General features: G+C 70.2%; 14 protein-coding genes. 7 read left to right on the top strand and 7 right to left on the bottom strand.

The annotated features are described in order from the left end of the window. Nucleotides 1-195 precede the first annotated feature (195 nt). Nucleotides 196-2,007 carry an ABC transporter ATP-binding protein/permease gene (locus HMPREF3165_RS03960; protein ID WP_070510981.1) on the top strand — a complete coding sequence of 604 codons (1,812 nt, stop codon included), beginning with the start codon at nucleotides 196-198 and terminating at the stop codon, nucleotides 2,005-2,007. Further along, nucleotides 2,004-3,860 carry an amino acid ABC transporter ATP-binding/permease protein gene (locus tag HMPREF3165_RS03955; RefSeq protein ID WP_070510979.1) on the top strand — a complete coding sequence of 619 codons (1,857 nt, stop codon included), beginning with the start codon at nucleotides 2,004-2,006 and terminating at the stop codon, nucleotides 3,858-3,860. The genes HMPREF3165_RS03960 and HMPREF3165_RS03955 overlap by 4 nt, the downstream gene beginning before the upstream one ends. Nucleotides 3,861-3,981: 121 nt before the next feature. Here the strand turns inward: HMPREF3165_RS03955 and HMPREF3165_RS03950 are convergent, their stop codons facing one another. From HMPREF3165_RS03950 to purH, 3 genes are all read right to left on the bottom strand, one after another. Next, complete coding sequence (locus HMPREF3165_RS03950; protein WP_070510977.1) at nucleotides 3,982-5,334, bottom strand: dicarboxylate/amino acid:cation symporter; 1,353 nt, start codon at nucleotides 5,332-5,334, stop codon at nucleotides 3,982-3,984. Between the two features lie 182 nt (nucleotides 5,335-5,516). After that, a complete protein-coding gene (locus HMPREF3165_RS03945) occupies nucleotides 5,517-5,816 on the bottom strand; it encodes a DUF3017 domain-containing protein (RefSeq protein ID WP_070510976.1) in 300 nt (99 codons plus the stop codon). A gap of 119 nt (nucleotides 5,817-5,935) precedes the next feature. After that, nucleotides 5,936-7,747, bottom strand: coding sequence for a bifunctional phosphoribosylaminoimidazolecarboxamide formyltransferase/IMP cyclohydrolase (purH, locus tag HMPREF3165_RS03940; RefSeq protein ID WP_070510974.1), 1,812 nt, complete (start codon nucleotides 7,745-7,747; stop codon nucleotides 5,936-5,938). 262 nt (nucleotides 7,748-8,009) lie between these two features. Between purH and HMPREF3165_RS03935 the strand changes: the two genes are divergently transcribed. Next, nucleotides 8,010-10,505, top strand: a complete 2,496-nt coding sequence (locus HMPREF3165_RS03935; RefSeq protein ID WP_070510972.1) for a hypothetical protein — start codon at nucleotides 8,010-8,012, stop codon at nucleotides 10,503-10,505. 9 nt (nucleotides 10,506-10,514) lie between these two features. On the opposite strand, the gene HMPREF3165_RS03930 is transcribed toward HMPREF3165_RS03935, so the two are convergent. Genes HMPREF3165_RS03930 through sucC form a run of 3 tightly spaced genes read right to left on the bottom strand, consistent with a single transcriptional unit; the run spans nucleotide 10,515 to nucleotide 13,939 of the window. Next, nucleotides 10,515-11,792, bottom strand: coding sequence for a cell division protein PerM (locus HMPREF3165_RS03930; RefSeq protein ID WP_070510970.1), 1,278 nt, complete (start codon nucleotides 11,790-11,792; stop codon nucleotides 10,515-10,517). Continuing rightward, nucleotides 11,789-12,730, bottom strand: coding sequence for a succinate--CoA ligase subunit alpha (gene sucD / locus HMPREF3165_RS03925; RefSeq protein WP_009747943.1), 942 nt, complete (start codon nucleotides 12,728-12,730; stop codon nucleotides 11,789-11,791). Before sucD ends, HMPREF3165_RS03930 begins: the two co-directional genes overlap by 4 nt. A 3-nt stretch (nucleotides 12,731-12,733) precedes the next feature. Continuing rightward, on the bottom strand, nucleotides 12,734-13,939 hold the full coding sequence (gene sucC / locus HMPREF3165_RS03920; RefSeq protein ID WP_065362203.1) for an ADP-forming succinate--CoA ligase subunit beta: 1,206 nt from the start codon (nucleotides 13,937-13,939) through the stop codon (nucleotides 12,734-12,736). Nucleotides 13,940-14,177: 238 nt separating this feature from the next. Here sucC and HMPREF3165_RS03915 point away from each other — a divergent pair, with 238 nt between their 5' ends. The 4 genes from HMPREF3165_RS03915 (at nucleotide 14,178) to HMPREF3165_RS03905 (ending at nucleotide 19,278) form a co-directional block, all read left to right on the top strand. Further along, nucleotides 14,178-14,948: a phosphotransferase gene (locus HMPREF3165_RS03915; protein WP_070510968.1), complete on the top strand. Its 771-nt coding sequence runs from the start codon at nucleotides 14,178-14,180 to the stop codon at nucleotides 14,946-14,948. 235 nt (nucleotides 14,949-15,183) lie between these two features. Next, nucleotides 15,184-15,324 carry a hypothetical protein gene (locus HMPREF3165_RS13420; RefSeq protein WP_170198613.1) on the top strand — a complete coding sequence of 47 codons (141 nt, stop codon included), beginning with the start codon at nucleotides 15,184-15,186 and terminating at the stop codon, nucleotides 15,322-15,324. 233 nt (nucleotides 15,325-15,557) lie between these two features. Continuing rightward, entirely contained in the window at nucleotides 15,558-17,933 is a 2,376-nt protein-coding gene (locus tag HMPREF3165_RS03910; protein WP_176746993.1) for a 6-phosphofructokinase, read from the top strand. Nucleotides 17,934-17,976: 43 nt separating this feature from the next. Next, on the top strand, nucleotides 17,977-19,278 hold the full coding sequence (locus HMPREF3165_RS03905; protein ID WP_070510966.1) for a chloride channel protein: 1,302 nt from the start codon (nucleotides 17,977-17,979) through the stop codon (nucleotides 19,276-19,278). Between the two features lie 12 nt (nucleotides 19,279-19,290). Here the strand turns inward: HMPREF3165_RS03905 and HMPREF3165_RS13200 are convergent, their stop codons facing one another. Next, a complete protein-coding gene (locus HMPREF3165_RS13200; protein ID WP_141745005.1) occupies nucleotides 19,291-19,770 on the bottom strand; it encodes a hypothetical protein in 480 nt (159 codons plus the stop codon). Nucleotides 19,771-20,021 lie beyond the last annotated feature (251 nt).

Here is a 20,021-nt window from a genome sequence, read left to right as displayed (position 1 = left end):
CGCTATGACGTTCGTGCAGGTGAACACACCGATCCACCGTATTTCGTGACTCTCACCACTTCCCGTAGCCATGGAGGTGGGATTCCTCCTGGTAGCCCGTGATTCCAGCGAGATACTCACCGCCCCTGACAACCTCCCGTCCTGGTCGATACGCTGGAGGCCTCCCCCAGCCCATTTCTCGTTTCCAGGACCGTGATGAGCTCACGCCGATCCCCCGCGCCCATCCTCGCGCCACTGCGCCGCGGCTCCCCGCCCCGCCCCACGGTCTCCTCACCGGCCGGGCGTCGCGCAGGCGCCCTCTCCTTCGCTCTGACGCTCCTGGGCGCCCTGGGAGCCGGGTGGTGCCTCATCTGCACCGGACGCGCCCTGGGCGCCCTGCTGAGCTCCTCGTCAGCGGCGGGCCTGCTCGCCCAGGCCCTGGCCGCGGCCGCCGTGAGCGCCACCTGCCAGCTGGTGGCCCAGCGGGTCGCCCGTTTCAGTGCGCTCACCGAGGAGGCGCACCTGCGCCGCCTCACCCTGGCTCACCTGCTGGGGCTGGGCCCGGCACGCGCCGCCGACGTCCGCAGCGGTGCGACCGCCTCCCTGCTGACCGACGGCGCAGAGCGGGTGGCCCTCTACCGGCAGACCTTCCTGGCCCCCACACTGGCGGCCGCGGCGGCTCCCCTGCTGGTGCTCATCGAGCTGGCCGCCTTCGTCGACGTCGTTCCCGCCCTGGTCCTGGCGGCGGCCGTCATCGTGGTCCCGGCCTTCATCGCCTGGTGCCACTCGCGGCTGCGGGCCTCGTCGTCGGACTCCCGACGGGCGCGGATGCGCCTGGCCGCCGAGTACCTCGACGCGATCCAGGGACTGCGCACCCTCACCCTGGCCCGGGCCGCGGAGCGCACCAGTGCGCGCCTGCGCCTGGAGGGGGAGTCGAACCGACGCGCCGTCATGGGGCTGCTGGCGGGCAACCAGCTCGTCATCCTGCTCACCGACGGCCTGTTCTCGCTCTTCCTCATCACCGTTGCCGCCGGTCTGGCCCTGGTGCGTCTGTCCACCGGCGCCATCGACGTCAGTGACGCCTTGGCGATCGTCCTGACCTCCTACGTGCTCCTCGAGCCGCTGGACCACGTGGGCGCCTTCTTCTACGTGGGCATGGCCGGAATGGCCAACCAGCGCGCCATCCGCAGGATCCTGTCGCGGCCCCTGCCCCGCTCGACCGCTCGTCCCGGGGCCGCGGCCTCCTCGCCGGCTGCCGCTCAGTCCTCCATCGTGCTCGACGACGTCGAGGCGGCCTGGGACGCCGACCCGGTGCTGGAGGGCGTCAACCTGAGCGTGCGCCGCGGCGAGAGCCTGGCGGTGGTCGGCCCCTCGGGGGCGGGCAAGTCGACGCTCATGGCAGTGCTCGCCGGCAACCTGCTGCCCAGGGGCGGATCCGTCCGCGTCGAGGGCACCGAGCTGAGCGCCGCCACGCAGGACGAGGTGCGCTCGGCCTCCGCGCTGGTGGCACAGACGACCTGGCTGTTCACCGGGACGATCGCCGACAACCTACGCCTGGCCCAGCCCTACGCGACGCCGTCGCAGATGTGGCAGGCCCTGGAGGTGGCCCGCCTGGACAAGGAGGTGGCGCTCATGCCCGAGGGGCTGGAGACGCAGGTCGGCGAGGCCGGCCTGGGGCTGTCGGGCGGTCAGGCCCAGCGCCTGTCCCTGGCGCGCGCCTTCCTGGCCGACCGCCCCGTGCTGCTCCTGGATGAGCCCACCAGCCAGGTGGACCTGGCCAGCGAGGCCGCCATCGTGGAATCCCTCGAGCAGCTGGCCCAGGGCCGCACGGTCGTCACCATCTCCCATCGCGTCGGGGCGCTGACGGCGGCTGACCGGACGGTGAGGGTTGAGGGCGGGACGGTCCGCGAGGTGGGTGGAGCCGGGATGCCCAGATCCGCCGGCGCGGCGCCCACTCAGGAATCCACCGAGGCCGACGGGTCCTCCTCCGAGGCCACCGACGGGGATCACCAGGAGGAGCAGGCATGATCCGATCGATCCAGTCGAGACGGTCCTCGGCGCCCCGCTCGCGGGCAACCAGCGGCTCAGGACAGCGCAGCGGGACCGGCCGGGCCGATTCCTCCACGCAGGCGCCTGTCTCCCGCGCGATGCTGGTGCGCTGGCTGCTTCAGGTCACCCGCCCGGTCCTCTCACCGCTGCTGGGCTCCACCCTGTGCCGTATCACTGACATGCTGTGCGGCGTGGCCCTGTTCTCCTTGGGCGCCTACGCCGTGGCCCGGGCAGGTCTGGCGATGACGACGGACGCACCGGTGCCCGCCATCTGGCCGGTGCTGGCCGTCATGGCGGGGCTGTCCCTACTCAAGGCGGCCCTGCGCTACGTCGAGCAGTTCCTCGGCCACCTGGTGGCCTTCAAGGCCCTCGAGCTGCTGCGCAGCCAGATCTTCCGCTCCCTCATTCCCCGCTCCCCCAGGGTCAGTGCGACGTCACGCTCGGGCGACCTGCTGTCGCGGGCCACCAAGGACGTGGACCGGATCGAGGTCTTCTTCGCCCATACCTTCGCTCCGGCGGTCTGTGCCGTCGTCGTACCGATCGCGGTGCTCACGCTCATCGGCCTGAAGGTGTCCTGGCTGGTGGCCCTGGCGGCGTTCCCCTTCGTGGTGCTCCAGCTGCTCATCGTGCCCCGCCTGGGGTTCGCCGCCTCAGTGGATGCCTCCCGCTCGGTCTCGGCGGCGCGGGCGGAACTCACCCAGCACGTGACCGACACCGTTCAGGGCATGAGCGAAGTTGTCGGGTACGGGCGCAGCCAGGAGCGTCTCGATGAGATGGCCAGGATCGACGCCGAGATCGCCGGTGCCGCGCGGCCAACCGGGCAGTGGGCCGCCGTGAGGCGAGGCCTCAACCAGCTGGCGGGTCTGAGCGCGCCGATCGCCGTCGTTGCCGCGGGTGCGACGCTGCCGGCGACCGGCTCGGGCGCGGGCGTCCCCCTCCTGGCGGCCGCGGCCGCTGCGGTGCTGCGGCTGTCTGAGACCATCCGTGGTGTCGAGGAGCTCTCGAGCGCGCTCAATGCCTCCTTCGCCTCGGCTGAGAGAGTGTGGGAGGTCGTCAACGCCCCCGTGGAGGTGCGCGACGGCGATGAGGAGCTGACCCCCGGTATCTCCCACGAGGTCCTGTGGCAGGACGTCACCTACTCCTACCCCAACACCGCCGCTCAGGCCGTCCGCGGCGCCAGCATCAGGGCCAGGGCCGGACGGTGGACCTGCATCGTGGGGGCCTCCGGATCGGGGAAGTCCACACTGGCCCAGCTGGTGGTGCGCTTCGATGAGCCGGACTCGGGCCGCATCCTCATCGACGGTCAGAACGTGAGTGATCTGCGTGCCGTCAGCCTCTACCAGGAGATCGGCCTGGTGGATCAGCGGGTTCACCTCATGCGGGCCACCATTGCGGACAACGTGCGCCTGGCGGCGCCCTCGGCCACGGACGCCCAGGTGCGCCGGGCGTGCCGAGCGGCCTGCATCGATGAGGACATCGAGGCCCTTGAGGACGGTTACGACACCCTCGTGGGTGAGCGAGGCCAGTCCCTGTCCGGGGGCCAGCGCCAGCGCCTGGCACTGGCCCGCGCACTCCTGGCCCGTCCCGGGGTGCTCATCCTCGATGAGTTCACCTCCCACCTGGATCCTGACCTGGATGAGCGGGTGCGCATCGGGGTGCGCACCTATCTTCCGCAGGCGACGATCATCGAGATCACTCACCGCTTGCAGTGGTCCGAGCAGGCCGACCACGTCGTCGTGATGGATGCGGGGACGATCGTGCAGACGGGGCCGCCGGCCAAGCTCCTGGACGAGCCCGGCCCGCTGCGCACACTGATCGGCCGAGGTCGCTGAGAGCGCGGCAAGCCTACGCGGATTCACGCGGTTTCAGTCGGGTCTCAGGCCGAGATACTGATCGGGCGCCGGGAGTCGATTGACTCCCGGCGCCCGATCGGCTGACTGCGCTGCCCCGGTTCTACTCGCCTGAGCGGGTGGCCGCGGCCGAGGCCTCGAGCTCCTCGGGACTGACGACCCCCTCGACGCTGACCGCGTGGAGGTAGGCCATCCCGTCGAAGGAGAGCTCGCGAACGTTCTCAGGGTCGCCCTCGTCGTTGACGGAGCCGCCGGCCATACGGTCCACGATGATGGCGATGGCGCCGTCACCGGTGACGTTCGTGGCCGTGCCGAAGGAGTCCAGGGCGATGTAGGTGGCGATCATGAGGGCCACCTGCTGGTCGTTGAAGCCGAGCATGGAGGACAGCAGACCGGTGGCCGCCATGATAGCGCCCCCGGGGACACCCGGCGCGGCCACCATCGTGATGCCGAGCATGAAGATGAAGCCGATCCACTGGGTGGTGCTCACGTGCAGGTCCTGGGTGAGGACGATCGCGAAGGCGAAGGAGAAGATCTTCGAGGTCGACCCCGCCAGGTGGATCGTGGCGCACAGGGGGATGGTGAAGGAGGCCACCGCGTCGGAGACGCCGTTCTTCTTCGTCTGACGCAGGGTGACCGGGATCGTGGCCGCCGACGAGGAGGTTCCCAGAGCCGTCAGGTAGGCCGGGAGCATGGTGAGTAGTGCCTTGAGCGGGTTGCGACGGCCGATGAGTCCCGCGGTGAGGAACTGGATGCCCAGGATGACGACCTCGAGGATGAGGACCACGACGACGACGCGCAGAAGCGCCTTCATCACCGCCCCGGCCGCCCCGGTGTAGGTGAGGTTGAGGAAGATGCCGAAGATGTGCAGCGGCAGCAGCGGGATGATGAGCCGCTCGATGAGGCGGGTGATGATGGCTCGGAACTCGATGAATCCCTTGCGCAGCACGCCCCGGGGCACCATGGACAGGCCGATGCCCAGGACGAAGGACAGCAGCAGGGCGGTCATGACCTCGACGGCCGGCGGCATCTCCACCGTGAAGTAGCTACTCAAAGCACCTTCCGGCTTGGAGACGTCGGCCAGAGAGGTTCCGGCGAGCAGCCGGGGGAAGGTGGCAGCGCACACCACGAAGGTGAGGAAGCCGGCGAAGAGGGTCGAGGCGTAGGCCAGGGCCGTGGTGATCCCGAGCCACTTGCCGGCCCCACGTCCCAAATCGGCGATGGCGGGGGTCACCAGGCCGATGATGATGAGCGGGATGGAGAAGCTGAGGAACTGGCTGAACAGGTCGGAGAAGGTCGCGAAGACGTTGCCGACGGGCTTGGGAACGAGCGGGTGGCCCCCGAAGCGGATCGACCCCAGGAGCAGGGCCAGCAGGATCGCGCCAATGACCCAGGTCAGGATGCTGTGGCTGAGACGATGGGCCAGCGATGGCGAGGCTGAGGGATTGCTTGACATGGAGGGACCTTCAGGGTGTGAAACGAAGTGACAAGACGTCTTGACTGGGGCCAGCGTGCCATACCGCTTGGTCACGGCGCCGCACCGGACCGAAGAATGAGCACTCCCAAGGCACAGATCACACGGGGCGGCGCACAGCGTCGCCGTGAGAACTCACGCGGAGGGCACAGAGTGCTCCCCGCTCACAGGATGCGGGGCAGGTTGACGTAAGGCGACAGGAGCAGCAGGACAGCGGCCAGGCCGATGCCGAGGACGACGTCGAACAGGCGGCTGCGCGCCGCCAGCCAGGTGCCGTCGGGGCGCTGGATCCGGACGATGGCCAGCATGAGGATCCCGGCGGCCGCCCACAGGACGGCGATGCGGCGGTGCCCCAGCAAGGCGATGGCTGGGACAGCCGCCAGGCCGAGGGCAACGAGGACAACACAGATGGTGCGGTAGGGCTCCTTGTGCTCGGCCTGCTGGGGATGCGGGTCATGAGTCACGGGCAGGAGCCTATCGGCGCGTGGGGTGCGGGTCTATGACCTTTCTCCGACTGGCACGCCCGCCTGGTGCCCGGCGCGAGGAGCCGGGCACCAGGCGGCGCAGGCGCCCCAGTGGGAGATCAGTGGGAGAAGTGGCGGGTGCCGGTGAGGTACATGGTGACGCCGGCGGCCTGGGCGGCGTCGATGACCTCCTGGTCACGGATGGAGCCGCCCGGCTGGACGACGGCGCGGACCCCGGCGTCGATGAGGACCTGGAGGCCGTCGGCGAAGGGGAAGAAGGCGTCGGAGGCGGCCACGGCCCCGCGGGCGCGCTGTGGTGCGGCCGCTCCTGCCAGGACATCGGCGGCGTCGGCCCCACCCACAGCCCCCTTCTCCTGCTGGGAGCCGTCGAGTGCGGCGTCGCCGGTGGAGCGGGCCCCCAGGGTGTTGGCCCGCTCGACGGCCAGCTTGCAGGAGTCGACGCGGTTGACCTGCCCCATGCCCACACCGACGGTGGCGCCGTCATGGGCCAGGAGGACCGCGTTGGAGCGCACGGCACGCACCGAGCGCCAGGCGAAGACCAGATCGGCCAGGAGGGCCTCGTCGGCGGCCGGCCCCGCGGCCAGGGTCCAGGTTGAGGGGTCGTCGCCGGCGGCGTCCAGGACGTCACGCTCCTGGATGACGGCGCCTCCCGAGACCTGCTTGATCTCGTAGCCCTCGCGCTGGGGGGCCTCGACGAGGAGCAGGCGCAGGTTCTTCTTGGTGGACAGGATCTCCACGGCCTCGTCGTCGAAGGCGGGGGCGGCGACGACCTCAGTGAAGATCGGCTTGATCTGACGGGCCATCTCGGCGGTGACGACCGTGTTGGTGGCGATGACGCCGCCGTAGGCCGAGACCGGGTCGCAGGCGTGGGCCTTGCGGTGGGCCTCGGCGACGTCGCCGGCGGCCGAGACCGCGATGCCGCAGGGGTTGGCGTGCTTGACGACGGCGACCGTGACGGCCTGGCCGTGGTCGTAGGCGGCGCGCACGGCTGCGTCGGTGTCGGTGTAGTTGTTGTAGCTCATGGCCTTGCCGTGGAGCTGGCGGGCCCCGGCCACTCCCCCGCTCGCCCCGGCGATACGGTAGACGGCGGCCCGCTGGTGGGGGTTCTCCCCGTAGCGCAGGCTCGCCAGGCGCTCGTAGCCGACGCCGACGTAGGCCGGCGGCGCGGCCGGACCGCTGGCTTCGACCCCAGCGGCGTCGGCGGAGTCCGTGGCGTGGGCGACGTCATCGGCCTCGATCTGGGCGGCCATCCAGGTCGACACGGCCGCGTCGTAGGCGGCGGTGTGGGCGAAGGCCTCGGCGGCCAGGCGGCGGCGGCCGGCCAGGGTGAAGCCGCCTTCTCGCACGGCGGCCGCGACGTCCTCGTAGCGGCCTGGGCTGGTGACCACGGCGACAGCGGGGTGGTTCTTGGCGGCGGCGCGCACCATGGTGGGGCCGCCGATGTCGATCTGCTCGACGCAGGCGTCGAAGGGGGCACCGGAGGCGACGGTGTCGGTGAAGGGGTAGAGGTTGACGACAACCAGGTCGATGGGGGTCACCCCCAGGGTGGCCAGCTGGTCGAGGTGGTCGGGCTTGCGGCGGTCGGCGAGGATGCCGGCGTGGACGGCCGGGTGGAGGGTCTTGACCCGCCCCTCGAGGCACTCGGGGAAGCCGGTGACCTCCTCCACCGGGGTGACGGCCAGGCCCGCGGCGGCGATGGTGGCGGCGGTGGAGCCGGTGGAGACGATCTCGACACCGGCGTCGGCCAGGGCGTGGGCGAGCGGGAGGAGGCCGGTCTTTTCATAGACGGAGATGAGGGCGCGGCGCACGGGGACGCGGTCGGGGCTGACGAGGCCCTCGGTGGGGACGTGAGCGGTGGGGACCGCCTGGTTCGTGGGCTGCGAGGACTGGGACGACGGGGACGTGGACATGGCGCTCCTGGTGTGGCGTGAGGAAGCAGGACGCCCAGGCGGGCGACGTCCCCTTCATGGACGGCCTCGGCCACTCCCCGGTGGTGCCCCACCCTCGCCAGTCGCAGCCGGCCTCATCCTATCGGGTGGCGGCCACGACGGCACCGGATAGGGCCACCGCTCCTGCCTGACCTGACGTTTTCCATGTCGCTCCCGGCGAATCACCCGACCGAACGGCCTGTTTCCTTGCGGGCGGCTTGAGGGACCGCATACAGTCCACAGCATGACTGCGCCCATCAACATCGCAGCAACACCGGTATATCGGAGGACTCCCCCGGAGCAGTGGCAGGAGGCCGCCTCCGCCTACCGGCGCTGGTGGAGCCGCCATCCGGGATTGTCCAGTGCCCTGAACCTGGTGGTGCGCGGAGCCTACGCCCTGATGATCCCGTTGCTCATCGCTGCCCTGGTGATGGTGCCGAGGCTGGCCTACGCCGCCGTGCCGGCGGCCTTCATGGCCGTGTGCCTCATGGTGGTGGCCCTCCTGGCACGCACACGCACCATCAGCTGGCGCTCTGTCTTGCTCATGTACGGTGTCGGCGCCGCCTGGTCGCTCGTCGTGGCCGCCATCATGAGCTCGGTGCGTACCCGCGCAGGCCTGTCCGTCATGGGCAACGGGATGAGTATCGCCCTGACCATTGCCCTGGAGGTTCTCAGCCCGCTGGTGCCCCTGGTGCTTGTGGTCTTCCTGTCGCCGGGGCGGATGCGCCGCCTGGCGGCCTCCGACTGGGCCCTGCTGGGTTTCGCGGCCGGAGCGGGCCTGACGGCCCTCAACGACGGCATTCGGGCCCTTGAGGAGAGCAGCCTGCTCTCCTCGGTCCTGGGCAACGGGCGCCTGCCCTTCTCCTTCAACCCGTGGACCTCGGGGTCGATGACCCAGGAGAACAGCAATGTCCTGGCCGTCAGCAACCAGGTGAGCACCGCGAACATCACGATGGCGGTGGCGCTGGCGATCACGCTGTGGCGCCTCAAGGACTCCCCGGCCTTCGAAGGGGCCAAGAACCTCGTGTGGCTGCGGATCGTGGCCTGGATCCTGCCGGCGGTGGTCATCCTGCAGTCGGTCAGCGACCACGCCACCTACATCGCCAGGATCGCCCAGCAGCTCGGCCAGAGCGACTCCGGCGGCGGCTTCCCGGCACTGCTCATGTTCCTGTGGAGGGTCAACGGCGGAGGCCTGAGCGCCATCCCCCTGTCCGTCATCCTCATGGCCGCCTGCCTGCTCCTGGACGCCCACCGCCGCGCCTACGCGGGTGTGCACGGCTGGACGGTGGCCGGTGCGCCGGCTCCCCGCTACCCCAATCTCACCGAGGCGCCGCCCTTCGTGCGCGCCCTCATCGTCTCGGTGGTGGCCCTGGCGAACTTCACCTGGGGTGACCTGGCCGTCACCTGGGGCGCCTACGGGGACCTGCGCCAGGGGCGTCTGTACGCCATGCGGGCGGGACGGGCCACAGCCGAGCAGGTGCGCGGCGTGCGGGCCGACGCCATGGAGGCCACGACGCCGGGCGCTGAGCCCAATGCCCGCCAGGGCTTCCGCCTGGGGATCCTGGTGGTCAGCGTCGTGCTGTTCCTCCTGTGCTGCATGTACGAGGTGCGCACCGTCTGGCAGCTGGCCCCCGAGCTCAAGGAGACCGAGGACGACCTGTTCCTCTCCGCCCTGCCGCGCCTGTTCTCCCAGTGGTGGAGCGGGTTGAACGGCACACAGGGGCTCCTCTACGCGATCGGTGCGCTGGCGGCGGTGGCCATGATCTTGTCCCTCGTCCTGACACTGGGGGCCCCGGGGCGCCGCATCAGCACGGCGCCGTCGTCGAGCAGCCTCGTCAGTCATCTGCTCACGCTCACACCGGGGCAGGCGTGCCTGGCGCTGCTGGACTTCGCGATGACCTACATGCCGCGCTCGGCCCTGAGCGCCAGTCCCGCCGGGGGCGGAACCGACCTGGCCGCCGAGCTCTCCGTCAACCGGCGAATCCGGAACGCCGAGAGCTTCTCCGAGAGCCAGGCGCTGTTCACGGCGCGCACCAAGCGGCAGGTGGCGGTCGAGGCCGACATCGCGCGCCTTCGCGAGCTCGCCGAGTCCCTGGGCGTGACCGGCGTCGATGCCCTGGAGCCCAGCCGGATCGACGAGACCGTCGCCGAGCTGGCCGCCTCCGGGGCCGACTCCCAAGTGGTCGGGCAGATGCGCGACCTGGCCGCCTCAGTGTCGGAGCAGCAGGCCGAGATCCTGGAGCTGACCCGCCGCCTCAACACCGGCAACGGCGAGCAGTTCGCCATCCTGGAGGGCTATCGGATCACCGACGACTTCCGGGGTGAGGCCATCGACCAGCGGCCGGTGGACAGCCCCGTCCACGCCCTGGCGCTGTCCCCGGCAGGGAACCAGCTGGTCGTCGTCGAGTACCAGGGGGCGGCCCCCACTATTGATGACGACGACGAGACCGACATTCCTCCCCGCAGGCTGCCGGGGCGGGCGGCGCACAAGTCGGCCGACAACGTCCTGGAGCACCTGGCCCGCGACGAGCGCGTCGCGCGGTTCTTCCGGGAGAATCCTGAGCTGTGGCGGGACATCAAGGAGGGACGCGCCCTCTTGGAGGCGAACGTCCTCTACACCCCCATCCCCGGGATGACCTACCGGGCAGGGACCGCGCTCCTGGCGGTGACGCCCGAGCTCGTCGACGGCGTGGACGCGGCTGTCAGCGCCCTGAGCGGCGCGGGCACCGCGGCGCGCTGACCTGCGGGCTCAGGCCTCGCCGTCCACCTCGTCGTCGTCCGCATCGTCCGCCTCGTCAACGGCATCGTTGCGCGCGTCCTGGCGCCGGTAGGCCGCCGGCAGGACCGACTCGGGCAGGGTGTTGCGAGCCCAGGTACGCGTGTAGGGGTGGGCCAGGACGGCCATGGCCGCCAGTCCGACACCGACCTCGACGAAGACGAGGATGACGGTGTAGAGGACCAGTGGGCCGACGCTGCTCATCCGGTCCGGGCCCACGGATCCGGAGGCGGCCAGGCACAACAGGCCCACGCCGACGGCCACGAGGAGGGCGGCCAGACCGGCGGCGCTGAGGGCGTAGCGCACCCGCAGGGCGTTGAGCACCGTCCGACGGCGCCAGGCGGCCACCATGGCGCCGGCCGTCACCACCAGGGGCAGCCACAGGCCCACGCTGCTCAGCGGCGTCGACGGCACCAGCCCCAGCAGCGGCAGGCGCGGGACGGGGCCGGCCACGACCCGGTCGGGGGCGAAGACGGTGCCCGTGCCCACGGAGAAGCCGGCGCCGATGAGCCAGGAGCAGGCCCAGATGAGCAGGGTCGGCACCCAGCCGGCCTGAAGCAGGATGAGGCCGGCCATCGCGACGAAGCCGTCCCCGGCCAGGGAGTCGTGCAGGACCGAGACCCGGCCGGCGCCGTTGACAACAGCCGCGACCACCACCAGCAGGCTCAGCAGGCTCAGGGCTCGCGTGGCCCCGTAGGCCAGTGACAGGGACGGCCCCAGCCAATGGGGTCGGCGGTCCCACCAGCGGGTCAGGGGCGGCCAGTGGTGGCCGGCGCGCATGAGCTGAATGGCGACGATGACGCCGGTGAGCAGGGCGATGCCGATGACGGCGGGCCAGGTGTCCAGCCCGGCGGGGCCGGTGAGGCAGGCCAGGGCCGCCACGACGGTCGCGGCGGCGACGATGGCCGCCCCGGCCGCCGGCCGGGAGGGGTGGGCGCGCCGCACGCAGAACCAGGTCCAACCCGCCTGCACCAGGGTGAGTCCCAGCAGCGGCAGGCTGAGCACGCCGTCGTCCTCGGAGGTCAGCGCGGTCGAGCCCCCGAAGCCGAGGCTCCACAGGGCGGTCCCGGTGTGCAGGGCGTCGCCTGCGCTGAGGATGGCCGCGGCGTTGAGGCTGGCGGCCGCCTTGGACACGGCGATCGTCGCCAGCACCACCACCAGCCAGACCAGGCCGACCGACTCGACCCCCACGCGCAGGGACCACAGGGCCCAGGACGCCAGGCTGGTGGCTCGCTGCCGCGCCAGGCTCAAGCGCTCACCTCTCCGGCCAGCTGACGGTAGAGCTCGCGGGCGATCTCAGCGGTCTGGCTGGGGGTGCGCCCAACCCGGACGCCGGCGGCCTCCAGCGCGATCTTCTTGGCCTCGGCGGTGCCCGAGGAGCCGGAGACGATGGCGCCGGCGTGCCCCATCGTGCGGCCCTCGGGTGCGGTGAAGCCGGCGACGTAGGCGACGACCGGCTTGGTCATGTGCTCGCGGATGTAGGCGGCGGCCCGCTCCTCGGCGTCGCCCCCGATCTCACCGATCATGACGACCAGGCGGGTGTCGGGGTCGGCCTCGAAGGCGGCCAGGGCGTCGATGTGGGTGGTGCCGACCACCGGGTCCCCACCGATGCCGATGCAGGTGGTGAAGCCCAGGTCGGACAGCTCGTGCATGAGCTGGTAGGTGAGGGTCCCGGACTTGGAGACCAGTCCCAGGGGGCCGGGGCCGGTGATGTCGGGCGGGGTGATGCCCACGTTGGAGCGGGCCGGGGAGATGATGCCGGGGCAGTTGGGGCCGATGATCTGCACGCCGTGGTCGGCCGCGTAGGCGCGCATCCAGGTGGCGTCGGCGACCGGGATGCCCTCGGTGATGACGACGAGGAGGCGCACTCCGGCGTCGACGGCCTCGACAACGGCACCCTTGGCGAAGGCGGGCGGGACGAAGACGACGCTCACCTCGGCGCCGGTGGCCTCCTTGGCCTCGGCGACGGTGCCGTAGACGGGGACCTCAACGGTTCCGGCCTGGACCTCGCCGGCGCCGGGGCCGATGGGGGCGACGTCGAAGGCGACGGTGGTGCCGGCCTTGCGGGGGTTGACACCGGCGACGACCTTCGTGCCGGCCGAGAGCATGCGGGTGGTGTGCTTGCGGCCCTCGGAACCGGTCATGCCCTGGACGATGACGCGGTCGGTCTCAGTCAGGAAGATGCTCATGTCTCAGGCCTCCTTGCCAGCGGGCCGGCCGCTGATCTTCTCGGCGATGGCGGTGACGACGTCGGCGGCCCCGTCCATGGTGTCGACGACGGTGACGCCCTCGATGGCGGCGTCGGCCAGGATGGCGCGACCGGTGTCGGCGTTATTGCCGTCCAGGCGCACGACGACGGGCTTGGGCAACCCGCCCAGGGACTCGACGGCGGTCACGATGCCCTGGGCGACGGTGTCGCAGGAGGTGATGCCGCCGAAGACGTTGACGAGGATGGCGCGCACCTGGGGGTCGGAGGCGACGACCTCCAGGCCGGTGGCCATGACCTCGGCCGATGAGCCGCCTCCCAGGTCGAGGAAGTTGGCGGGCTTCATGCCGCCGTGGCGCTCGCCGGCACCGGCGACGACGTCGAGGGTGGACATGACCAGGCCGGCGCCGTTGCCCAGGACCCCGACCTCGCCCTCGAGGCGCACGTAGTTGAGGCCGGCCTCGCGGGCGCGGGCCTCCAGGGGGTCGGTGGCGGCGTTGTCGACGAGCTCGGCGTGGGCGGGGTGGCGGAAGCGGGAGTTGTCGTCGAGGGTGACCTTGCCGTCCAGGGCGATGATGCGGCCGTCGGTGGCCTTGACCAGGGGGTTGACCTCCACGAGAGTGGCGTCCTCGGCGGTGAAGACCTCCCAGAGGCGTTCGATGACGGCGGCGACCTCGTCGGCCAGGGGGCCGGCTTCGAAGCCCGCGGCCTCGACGATCCGGTGGGCGACGGCGGGGGTGATGCCCTCGAGCGGGTCGATGCCGATGCGGGCCAGGGCCTCGGGGCGCTCGACCGCGAGGGTCTCGATGTCCATGCCGCCCTCGCGCGAGCACATCGCCAGGTACTGGCGCTCGGCGCGGTCCAGGAGGATGGAGAAGTAGTACTCGGCGTCCAGGTCGACGCCGTCGGAGATGAGGACGGCGCGCACCGTGTGGCCCTTGATGTCCATGCCCAGGATGTCGCGGGCGCGGGCCTCGGCCTCCTCAGCGGTGCGGGCGAGCTTGACGCCGCCGGCCTTGCCGCGGCCGCCGGTCTTGACCTGGGCCTTGACGACCACCAGCTCGCTTCCCGCGTCGAGGAGGGACTGCGCGGCGCTGCGCGCCTCCTCGGGGGTTGTGGCCACGGCGCCGTCGAGCACGGGGACGCCGTGCTGGCGGAACAGGTTCCTGGCCTGGTATTCGTACAGATCCATGCAGCTGATCCTCTCGGGGCATGTGGATGGCTTGCGGGCGCGGGCCGACGTCGGCCGGGCAGGCACCAGTGATGAGCCTAACGTCCCAGTGGCCGGTTGGGAGGGCGGACACGGGCGCGAAGCGGCGGCGTCTCACACAGCGTGGTCGCAGCGTCTCACGGCGGGGCGTGCGCACCGGGGCCTCCACCGGCCACGACCGCCGTCGACCCGCCTAGGATGATGAGAGGAGGCAGGTGTCATGATCGAGATTCCCGAGGACCTTCAGGGTGGGTCGACCGAGGTCACCAAGGTGGGCGGCAGAGTCCTTCGCGCTCGGCGCCAGGGCAGCACCAATGTTGAGTGGCTGCTCACCGTGCTGGAGCGCAGGGGGTTCAGGTACTCCCCGCGTTTTGTGGGCCTGTCCGACGACGGCCGGCAGGTCCTGGAATTCATGGAGGGTCGGGCCGGAAACTACCCCCTGCCCGCGGCTCTGCGCAGCGACGAGGCGCTCATCTCAGCGGCCCGGGCGCTGCGCTTACTGCACGAGGTGACCAGCGACTTGGCGACCGAGGTGCTGGATGGCTGGATGCTGGAGGCAGTTGAGCCTTACGAGGTCATCTGCCATGGGGACTTCGCGCCGTACAACTGTGTGTTCGACGGGAGCAGGCTGGTTGGCATCATCGACTTCGACACCGCGCACCCAGGTCCTCGCGTCCGCGACGTCGCCTACGCGATCTATCGCTTTGCCCCACTGACCGCACCAGAGAACGCCGCCGGATTCGGCTCTCTGGCCGAGCAGGCTCGGCGGGCTCGGCTGTTCTGCGACGAGTACGGGGAGGTGAATCGGTCTGAGGTCATCGAGGCCGTGTGCCGACGGCTGCTCGATCTGGTCCGGTACATGCGTTCTCAGGCGGCGCAGGGCGACGCTGCATTCCAGTCCCATCTCGACGACGGCCACGACACCGTCTATCTGCGTGACGTCCACTATCTGAGGACCAACGCGGCGGCACTCACCAGAGCGCTCGTGTAAGAGCCCCGATCAAACCACTACTGGATCGCGGCACGCGGTCTCTCCCCACGAGCGCCGTCGAGAACGTACTTCTCCTACGAGGACTGCGTTGTCCTCCAGATGACTGCGGTCCGGCCCCAGTCGTCTGGGGGACAACGCAGTCCCCGATCACGGAGTACGTTCCCGATCCTGAGCTGCCCGCCACGACGCGAATTATCATGAATTGACACGAGGAGGCTCGAGAAGGGAGACGGTCATGCCCGCACTAACAGCGACGAGTGCGCTGGTCGGCGCCGCGGTGCTGCTCGGCGTCTGGAGCGGCAGGCGGTGGGGTCGACGACGCAAACGCGTCCTCGACGCCGAGGCCCGCAGGTTCCACACCCGCAGAGACCGGTAGTTCCTTAGCCCGTGGACCTACTGTCCCCCTGCTCCCACAGCAGGGGGACACATCGCTCCCCTCCTCCTGGGGTTCACCAGGAACCGGCGAATGCGCGGATGTCGCGGCAAGGAAACGCTTCTGGGACCACAGGCGGATGACGTGGCGGCGCTCACCAGCAACAATATGGACTGATGTCCTCCCGGCCGACGCCGGGAGCCAGGCCTACCGGCGCCCCCAGGGAAGGACCCCACATGCCAGCCGCCATGTCCTCAGACAACGCAGACACTGCCCCCTCCCCCACCGGCTCGTCGGCCGGCCCGCTGCTCGGCCTGGACGGCGAGCCCCTGCGCATCGGGGTCCTCACCTCCGGCGGTGACGCCCAGGGCATGAACGCGGCCGTGCGGGCCGTGGTGCGCACCGCCATCCGCCTGGGGGCCAGGCCCTACGCGGTCATGGAGGGCTGGGCCGGGGCCGTGGCCGGAGGCGACGGCATCCGCCCCCTGGAGTGGGACTCGGTGGGCTCCATCCTCCAGCGCGGCGGCACCATCATCGGCACCGCCCGCTCAGCCGAGTTCCGCGAGCGCGCAGGCCAGCTGGCGGCCGCCCGCAACCTGCTGGAGCACGGCATCGACCGGCTCGTGGTCATCGGCGGCGACGGCTCCCTGACCGGCACCAACGAGTTCCGCAAGAACTGGCCCTCCCTGCTGGAGGAGCTCGTCGAGACCGGTGACATCAGTGCGCAGACGGCCGCCGCCCATCCCGTCCTCATGGTGACCGGCCTGGTGGGCAGCATCGACAACGACCTGGTGGGCGCCGACATGACTATCGGCACCGACTCCGCCCTCCACCGCATCCTGGAGGCCATTGACGACATCTCCTCGACGGCCGCCTCCCACCAGCGCACCTTCGTCGTGGAGGTCATGGGCCGCCACTGCGGCTACCTGGCCCTTATGGCGGCTGTGGCCGGGGGCTGTGACTACGTCCTGGTCCCCGAGCTCCCCCCGGGCAAGGACTGGGAGGAGGACATGTGCTCCAAGCTCAAGGCGGGCCGAGAGGCCGGGCGCCGCGAGTCCATGGTGATCGTCGCCGAGGGCGCCACCGACCGCGAGGGCAACCGCATCACCGCCGACGACGTCCGCCAGGTCATCGCCGACAAGCTGGGTGAGGCCGCCCGCGTCACCATCCTGGGGCATGTCCAGCGCGGTGGCCGCCCCAGCGCCTACGACCGCTGGATGTCCACGCTGCTGGGCTGCGCTGCCGCCCGCGAGGTGGTGTCCATGGAGCCGGGCAGCGAGCCGGTCATCATCGCCGAGCGCCACAACCGCATCCACCGCCTGCCGATGATGGAGCAGATCGCGGCTACGCGCGCCGTCAAGGATCTCGTGGCCGCCCACGACTACCTCGGGGCGATCCAGGCCCGCGGGGCGAGCTTCGGCAGGATGCTCGAGCTGTTCGAAACCATGTCCACGCCTCCCGCCGAGCCGGCCACTGACGCGGGCTCGACGCCGTCGGCCTCCGACCGCCCCAAGCGGGTCGCCATCATCCACGCCGGCGGCCTGGCCCCGGGGATGAACACGGCGGCGCGCGCGGCCGTGCGCCTGGGCATCGACCACGACTTCACGATGCTGGGCGTCTACGGCGGCTTCCCCGGCCTGCTCGACGGCGACGTCCGCGAGCTGACGTGGGCCGACGTCGAGGGCTGGGTCGGTGACGGCGGCGCCCAGCTGGGCACGCGCCGCGAGGTGCCCACCATTGAGCAGCTCTACGCGCTGGGGCGGGCCATTGAGCTCCATGAGATCGACGCGCTGCTGGTCATCGGCGGCTACAACGCCTACCTGAGCGCCTACCGCCTAGTCACCGAGCGGGACCGCTACCCTGCCTTCCAGATCCCGATCGTGTGCGTGCCGGCCTCCATCGACAACAACCTGCCCGGCTCCGAGCTGAGCATCGGCACCGACACGGCTCTCAACAACGCGGTGGTGGCACTGGACTCCATCAAGCTTTCCGCGGCGGCCTCCCACCGCTGCTTCGTCGCCGAGGTCATGGGCCGCAAGTGCGGCTACCTGTCCCTGATGTCGGGCCTGGCCACCGGCGCGGAGAAGGTCTACCTCAACGAGGAGGGCATCACGCTGGCGGGCCTGGCCGCCGACTCCGAGCGGATGGTGGAGTCCTTCCGCTCGGGACGCAGCCTCTACCTGGTGATTCGCAACGAGCGGGCCAGTGTCAACTACACCACCGACGTCCTGGCCCACATCTTCGCCGAGGAGGGCAAGGGCCTCTACGACGTGCGCGAGGCGATCCTGGGTCACCAGCAGCAGGGCGGCAGCCCCACGGCCTTCGACCGGATCATGGCGACCAAGCTCGTCGCCCACTCCCTGGAGCTGCTGGCCTGCGCCCTCAAGCGCGGCGAGCCGACGGCCTCCTACGTGGGACTGGTTCGGGGCAAGGTCTCCGACCACCCGCTGGACCGTATGAACGACGACCTCGACCGCGACCACCGTCGCCCCCGTCACCAGTGGTGGCTGGGCCTGCGCCCCGCCGTGGGCCTGGTCAGCCAGGACATCGGGACCCTGACGCTTCAGGACGTGCCCGACTTCGGTGAGGCGGTCGACGACGCGGCCAGCTGACCCACTGGCCCCGGGAGCCGAGCGGCCGGGTATGGTGCCTGGCGTGCGCGCGCTGATACGACCCCGGTTCCTGGTGGCTGCCGCCGTGGCGGGCGTGGCCGCGGGTCTCATCGGAGTCGCGATGGCACTGCTCCTGGGGCTCTTCGAGTCACTGTTCTACGGCGTCTCCCACGGCGGGCTCCTGGAACGCCTGGCTGCCGCCCCACCCTGGCGGCGCGCGCTCGCCCCGGCCCTGGGCGGCCTTGTCGCAGGCGGCTTGTGGTGGTGGTTGCGCGCCACCGGCGGGGTGGCCGACGTGGAGTCTGCCGTCGCGGACCGCAGCGGTCAGGCGGCTGCCCGGATGGGGCTGGCGCGGCCCTTCCTCGACGCCGTCACCCAGGTCCTCACGGTCGGTGCGGGCAATTCGGTGGGCCGCGAGGGCGCTCCGCGTCTGGCCGCCGGGGCGGTGGCGGCCAGGCTTGCCGCCCGCCTGGGGATCGGCAGGAGTGAGGGCGCGATCCTCATTGCCTCCGCCGCCGGGGCGGGGCTGGCGGCTATGTACAACGCGCCGCTGGGTGGGGCCGCCTACGCCGTCGAGCTCGTCATGGTCGCCGGGATGCGACGGCGCGGTGCCCTCGTGGCGGTGCCGGTGTGCCTCATCGCTACGCTCGTCTCCTGGCTGCACTCCCACGGGCGCCCCACCTTCGAGGTCACCTCACCGGGTCTGTCGTCGGGGACCGTCCTCGGGCTGGTCCTGCTCGTTCCCGTGGCCGCGGTACTCGGCGTGGGGGCGAGGCGACTGTGGTCGTGGATGCTGGCGCACCGGGTGCGCGTCCCCCGGTGGCTGCCGGCGGCGATCGGTACGGCAGGACTGGTCACCGGGCTGGCGAGCCTGTGGGTCCCGGCGATCGTCGGCAATGGCCGTGACGCCATGGAGATGGCTCTGGGTACTGGCCTTCCCGGGGCCTCGAACAGCGCTGCGGGAGCGGGCCTAGTCCTGCTGGTGGGCATCGTGGCCCTCAAGCCGGTCCTCACCGGTCTCACGCTCGCCGCCGGCGCCACCGGCGGCCGGCTGGCCCCCTCCCTGGCCGCGGGCTCGAGCGCCGGAGCCGCCCTGGCGATCGCGCTCCACGCCTGCGGGGTGGAGGCCAGCGTGCCGGTCCTGGCACTGGCGGGGGCAGGTGCCGTCCTCGCCACCACTCAGAGGGCCCCCGTCTTCGGGATCGTCTTCACCTGGGAGCTGGCCCGCGCCGGAGCCTGGACGCTGGTGGCCCTGTTCGCCGTCGTCCTCGCCGCCACAGTGCTGACCGCACCAGCTTACTTCGGCAATTTAACTCGCGTGTTTCACAAACCACAGACAATATAGACACCATAACCCTTATTGCCGATTAGCGGCCACGATCATAAAACCTAAGGCCGCAAGAATTAAAAAAATAAAGCTTGATACTGACATAGGAATAGTGGCCGCCGCCCGTCGAAGCACCTCCGACAAGGCCGCCAATGCAGTCAACACAAGCGCCCCACCAAATACAATACCACGAGCCAACCATGAATCCTCGTCCAGGGAGTAACGCCAAAACGCGCACAACAAGAGCGCAGCAAGAAGCAGATACACCCAAAACGCCGATCGTCCCGACTCAAGCCTGGAAACCCCCAGCCACACACAGAGGACTGCAACATACTGAGGGAGGACACGAGCAGAAATTGATAGCCAGGTAGGCCAATATATTTGTTTGAAATAAAAGGAAAGCCAGCAGGAAAAGCCCGCGAACACCAGCCCAACGATCGTCACAGCGAGTACCGCGCGCCAATCCCAGTCAACATAGTGATTGACGGCCACATCTTCGACATTAAACACTTACTCACACCTCAAATCTAATCGCTGAAAATACATGACCAAGAAACCAGCACCCCAAACACAACAAGACATCAATTCAGTTCCCAACGAATCGAAGTCGCGACCACGAAAGGAAGCGACCTTTAAGTCTGCATCAAAATAACATTCACCTCTCCAAGCAATACAACCACCGCACCAGGAAATCGCAGCCGCCTACAATCACACCCCACCCCCCTTTTCAATCTCCCTTAATCGGAACTGTAACACAAGTA

This window comes from Actinomyces sp. HMSC08A09 (genome assembly GCF_001807465.1).
Classification (GTDB): domain Bacteria; phylum Actinomycetota; class Actinomycetes; order Actinomycetales; family Actinomycetaceae; genus Actinomyces; species Actinomyces oris.
Note: the sequence above shows the minus strand (reverse complement) of the source record. Positions and strands in the feature narration are given on the sequence as shown.

Coding starts and splice junctions, on each gene's coding strand:
- HMPREF3165_RS03950 (WP_070510977.1), bottom strand. CDS start 5,334: ATGTCAAGCAATCCCTCAGCCTCGCCATCGCTGGCCCATCGTCTCAGC.
- sucD (WP_009747943.1), bottom strand. CDS start 12,730: ATGAGCATCTTCCTGACTGAGACCGACCGCGTCATCGTCCAGGGCATG.
- HMPREF3165_RS03915 (WP_070510968.1), top strand. CDS start 14,178: ATGATCGAGATTCCCGAGGACCTTCAGGGTGGGTCGACCGAGGTCACC.
- HMPREF3165_RS03955 (WP_070510979.1), top strand. CDS start 2,004: ATGATCCGATCGATCCAGTCGAGACGGTCCTCGGCGCCCCGCTCGCGG.
- sucC (WP_065362203.1), bottom strand. CDS start 13,939: ATGGATCTGTACGAATACCAGGCCAGGAACCTGTTCCGCCAGCACGGC.
- HMPREF3165_RS03910 (WP_176746993.1), top strand. CDS start 15,558: ATGCCAGCCGCCATGTCCTCAGACAACGCAGACACTGCCCCCTCCCCC.
- HMPREF3165_RS03960 (WP_070510981.1), top strand. CDS start 196: ATGAGCTCACGCCGATCCCCCGCGCCCATCCTCGCGCCACTGCGCCGC.
- HMPREF3165_RS13420 (WP_170198613.1), top strand. CDS start 15,184: ATGCCCGCACTAACAGCGACGAGTGCGCTGGTCGGCGCCGCGGTGCTG.
- purH (WP_070510974.1), bottom strand. CDS start 7,747: ATGTCCACGTCCCCGTCGTCCCAGTCCTCGCAGCCCACGAACCAGGCG.
- HMPREF3165_RS03935 (WP_070510972.1), top strand. CDS start 8,010: ATGACTGCGCCCATCAACATCGCAGCAACACCGGTATATCGGAGGACT.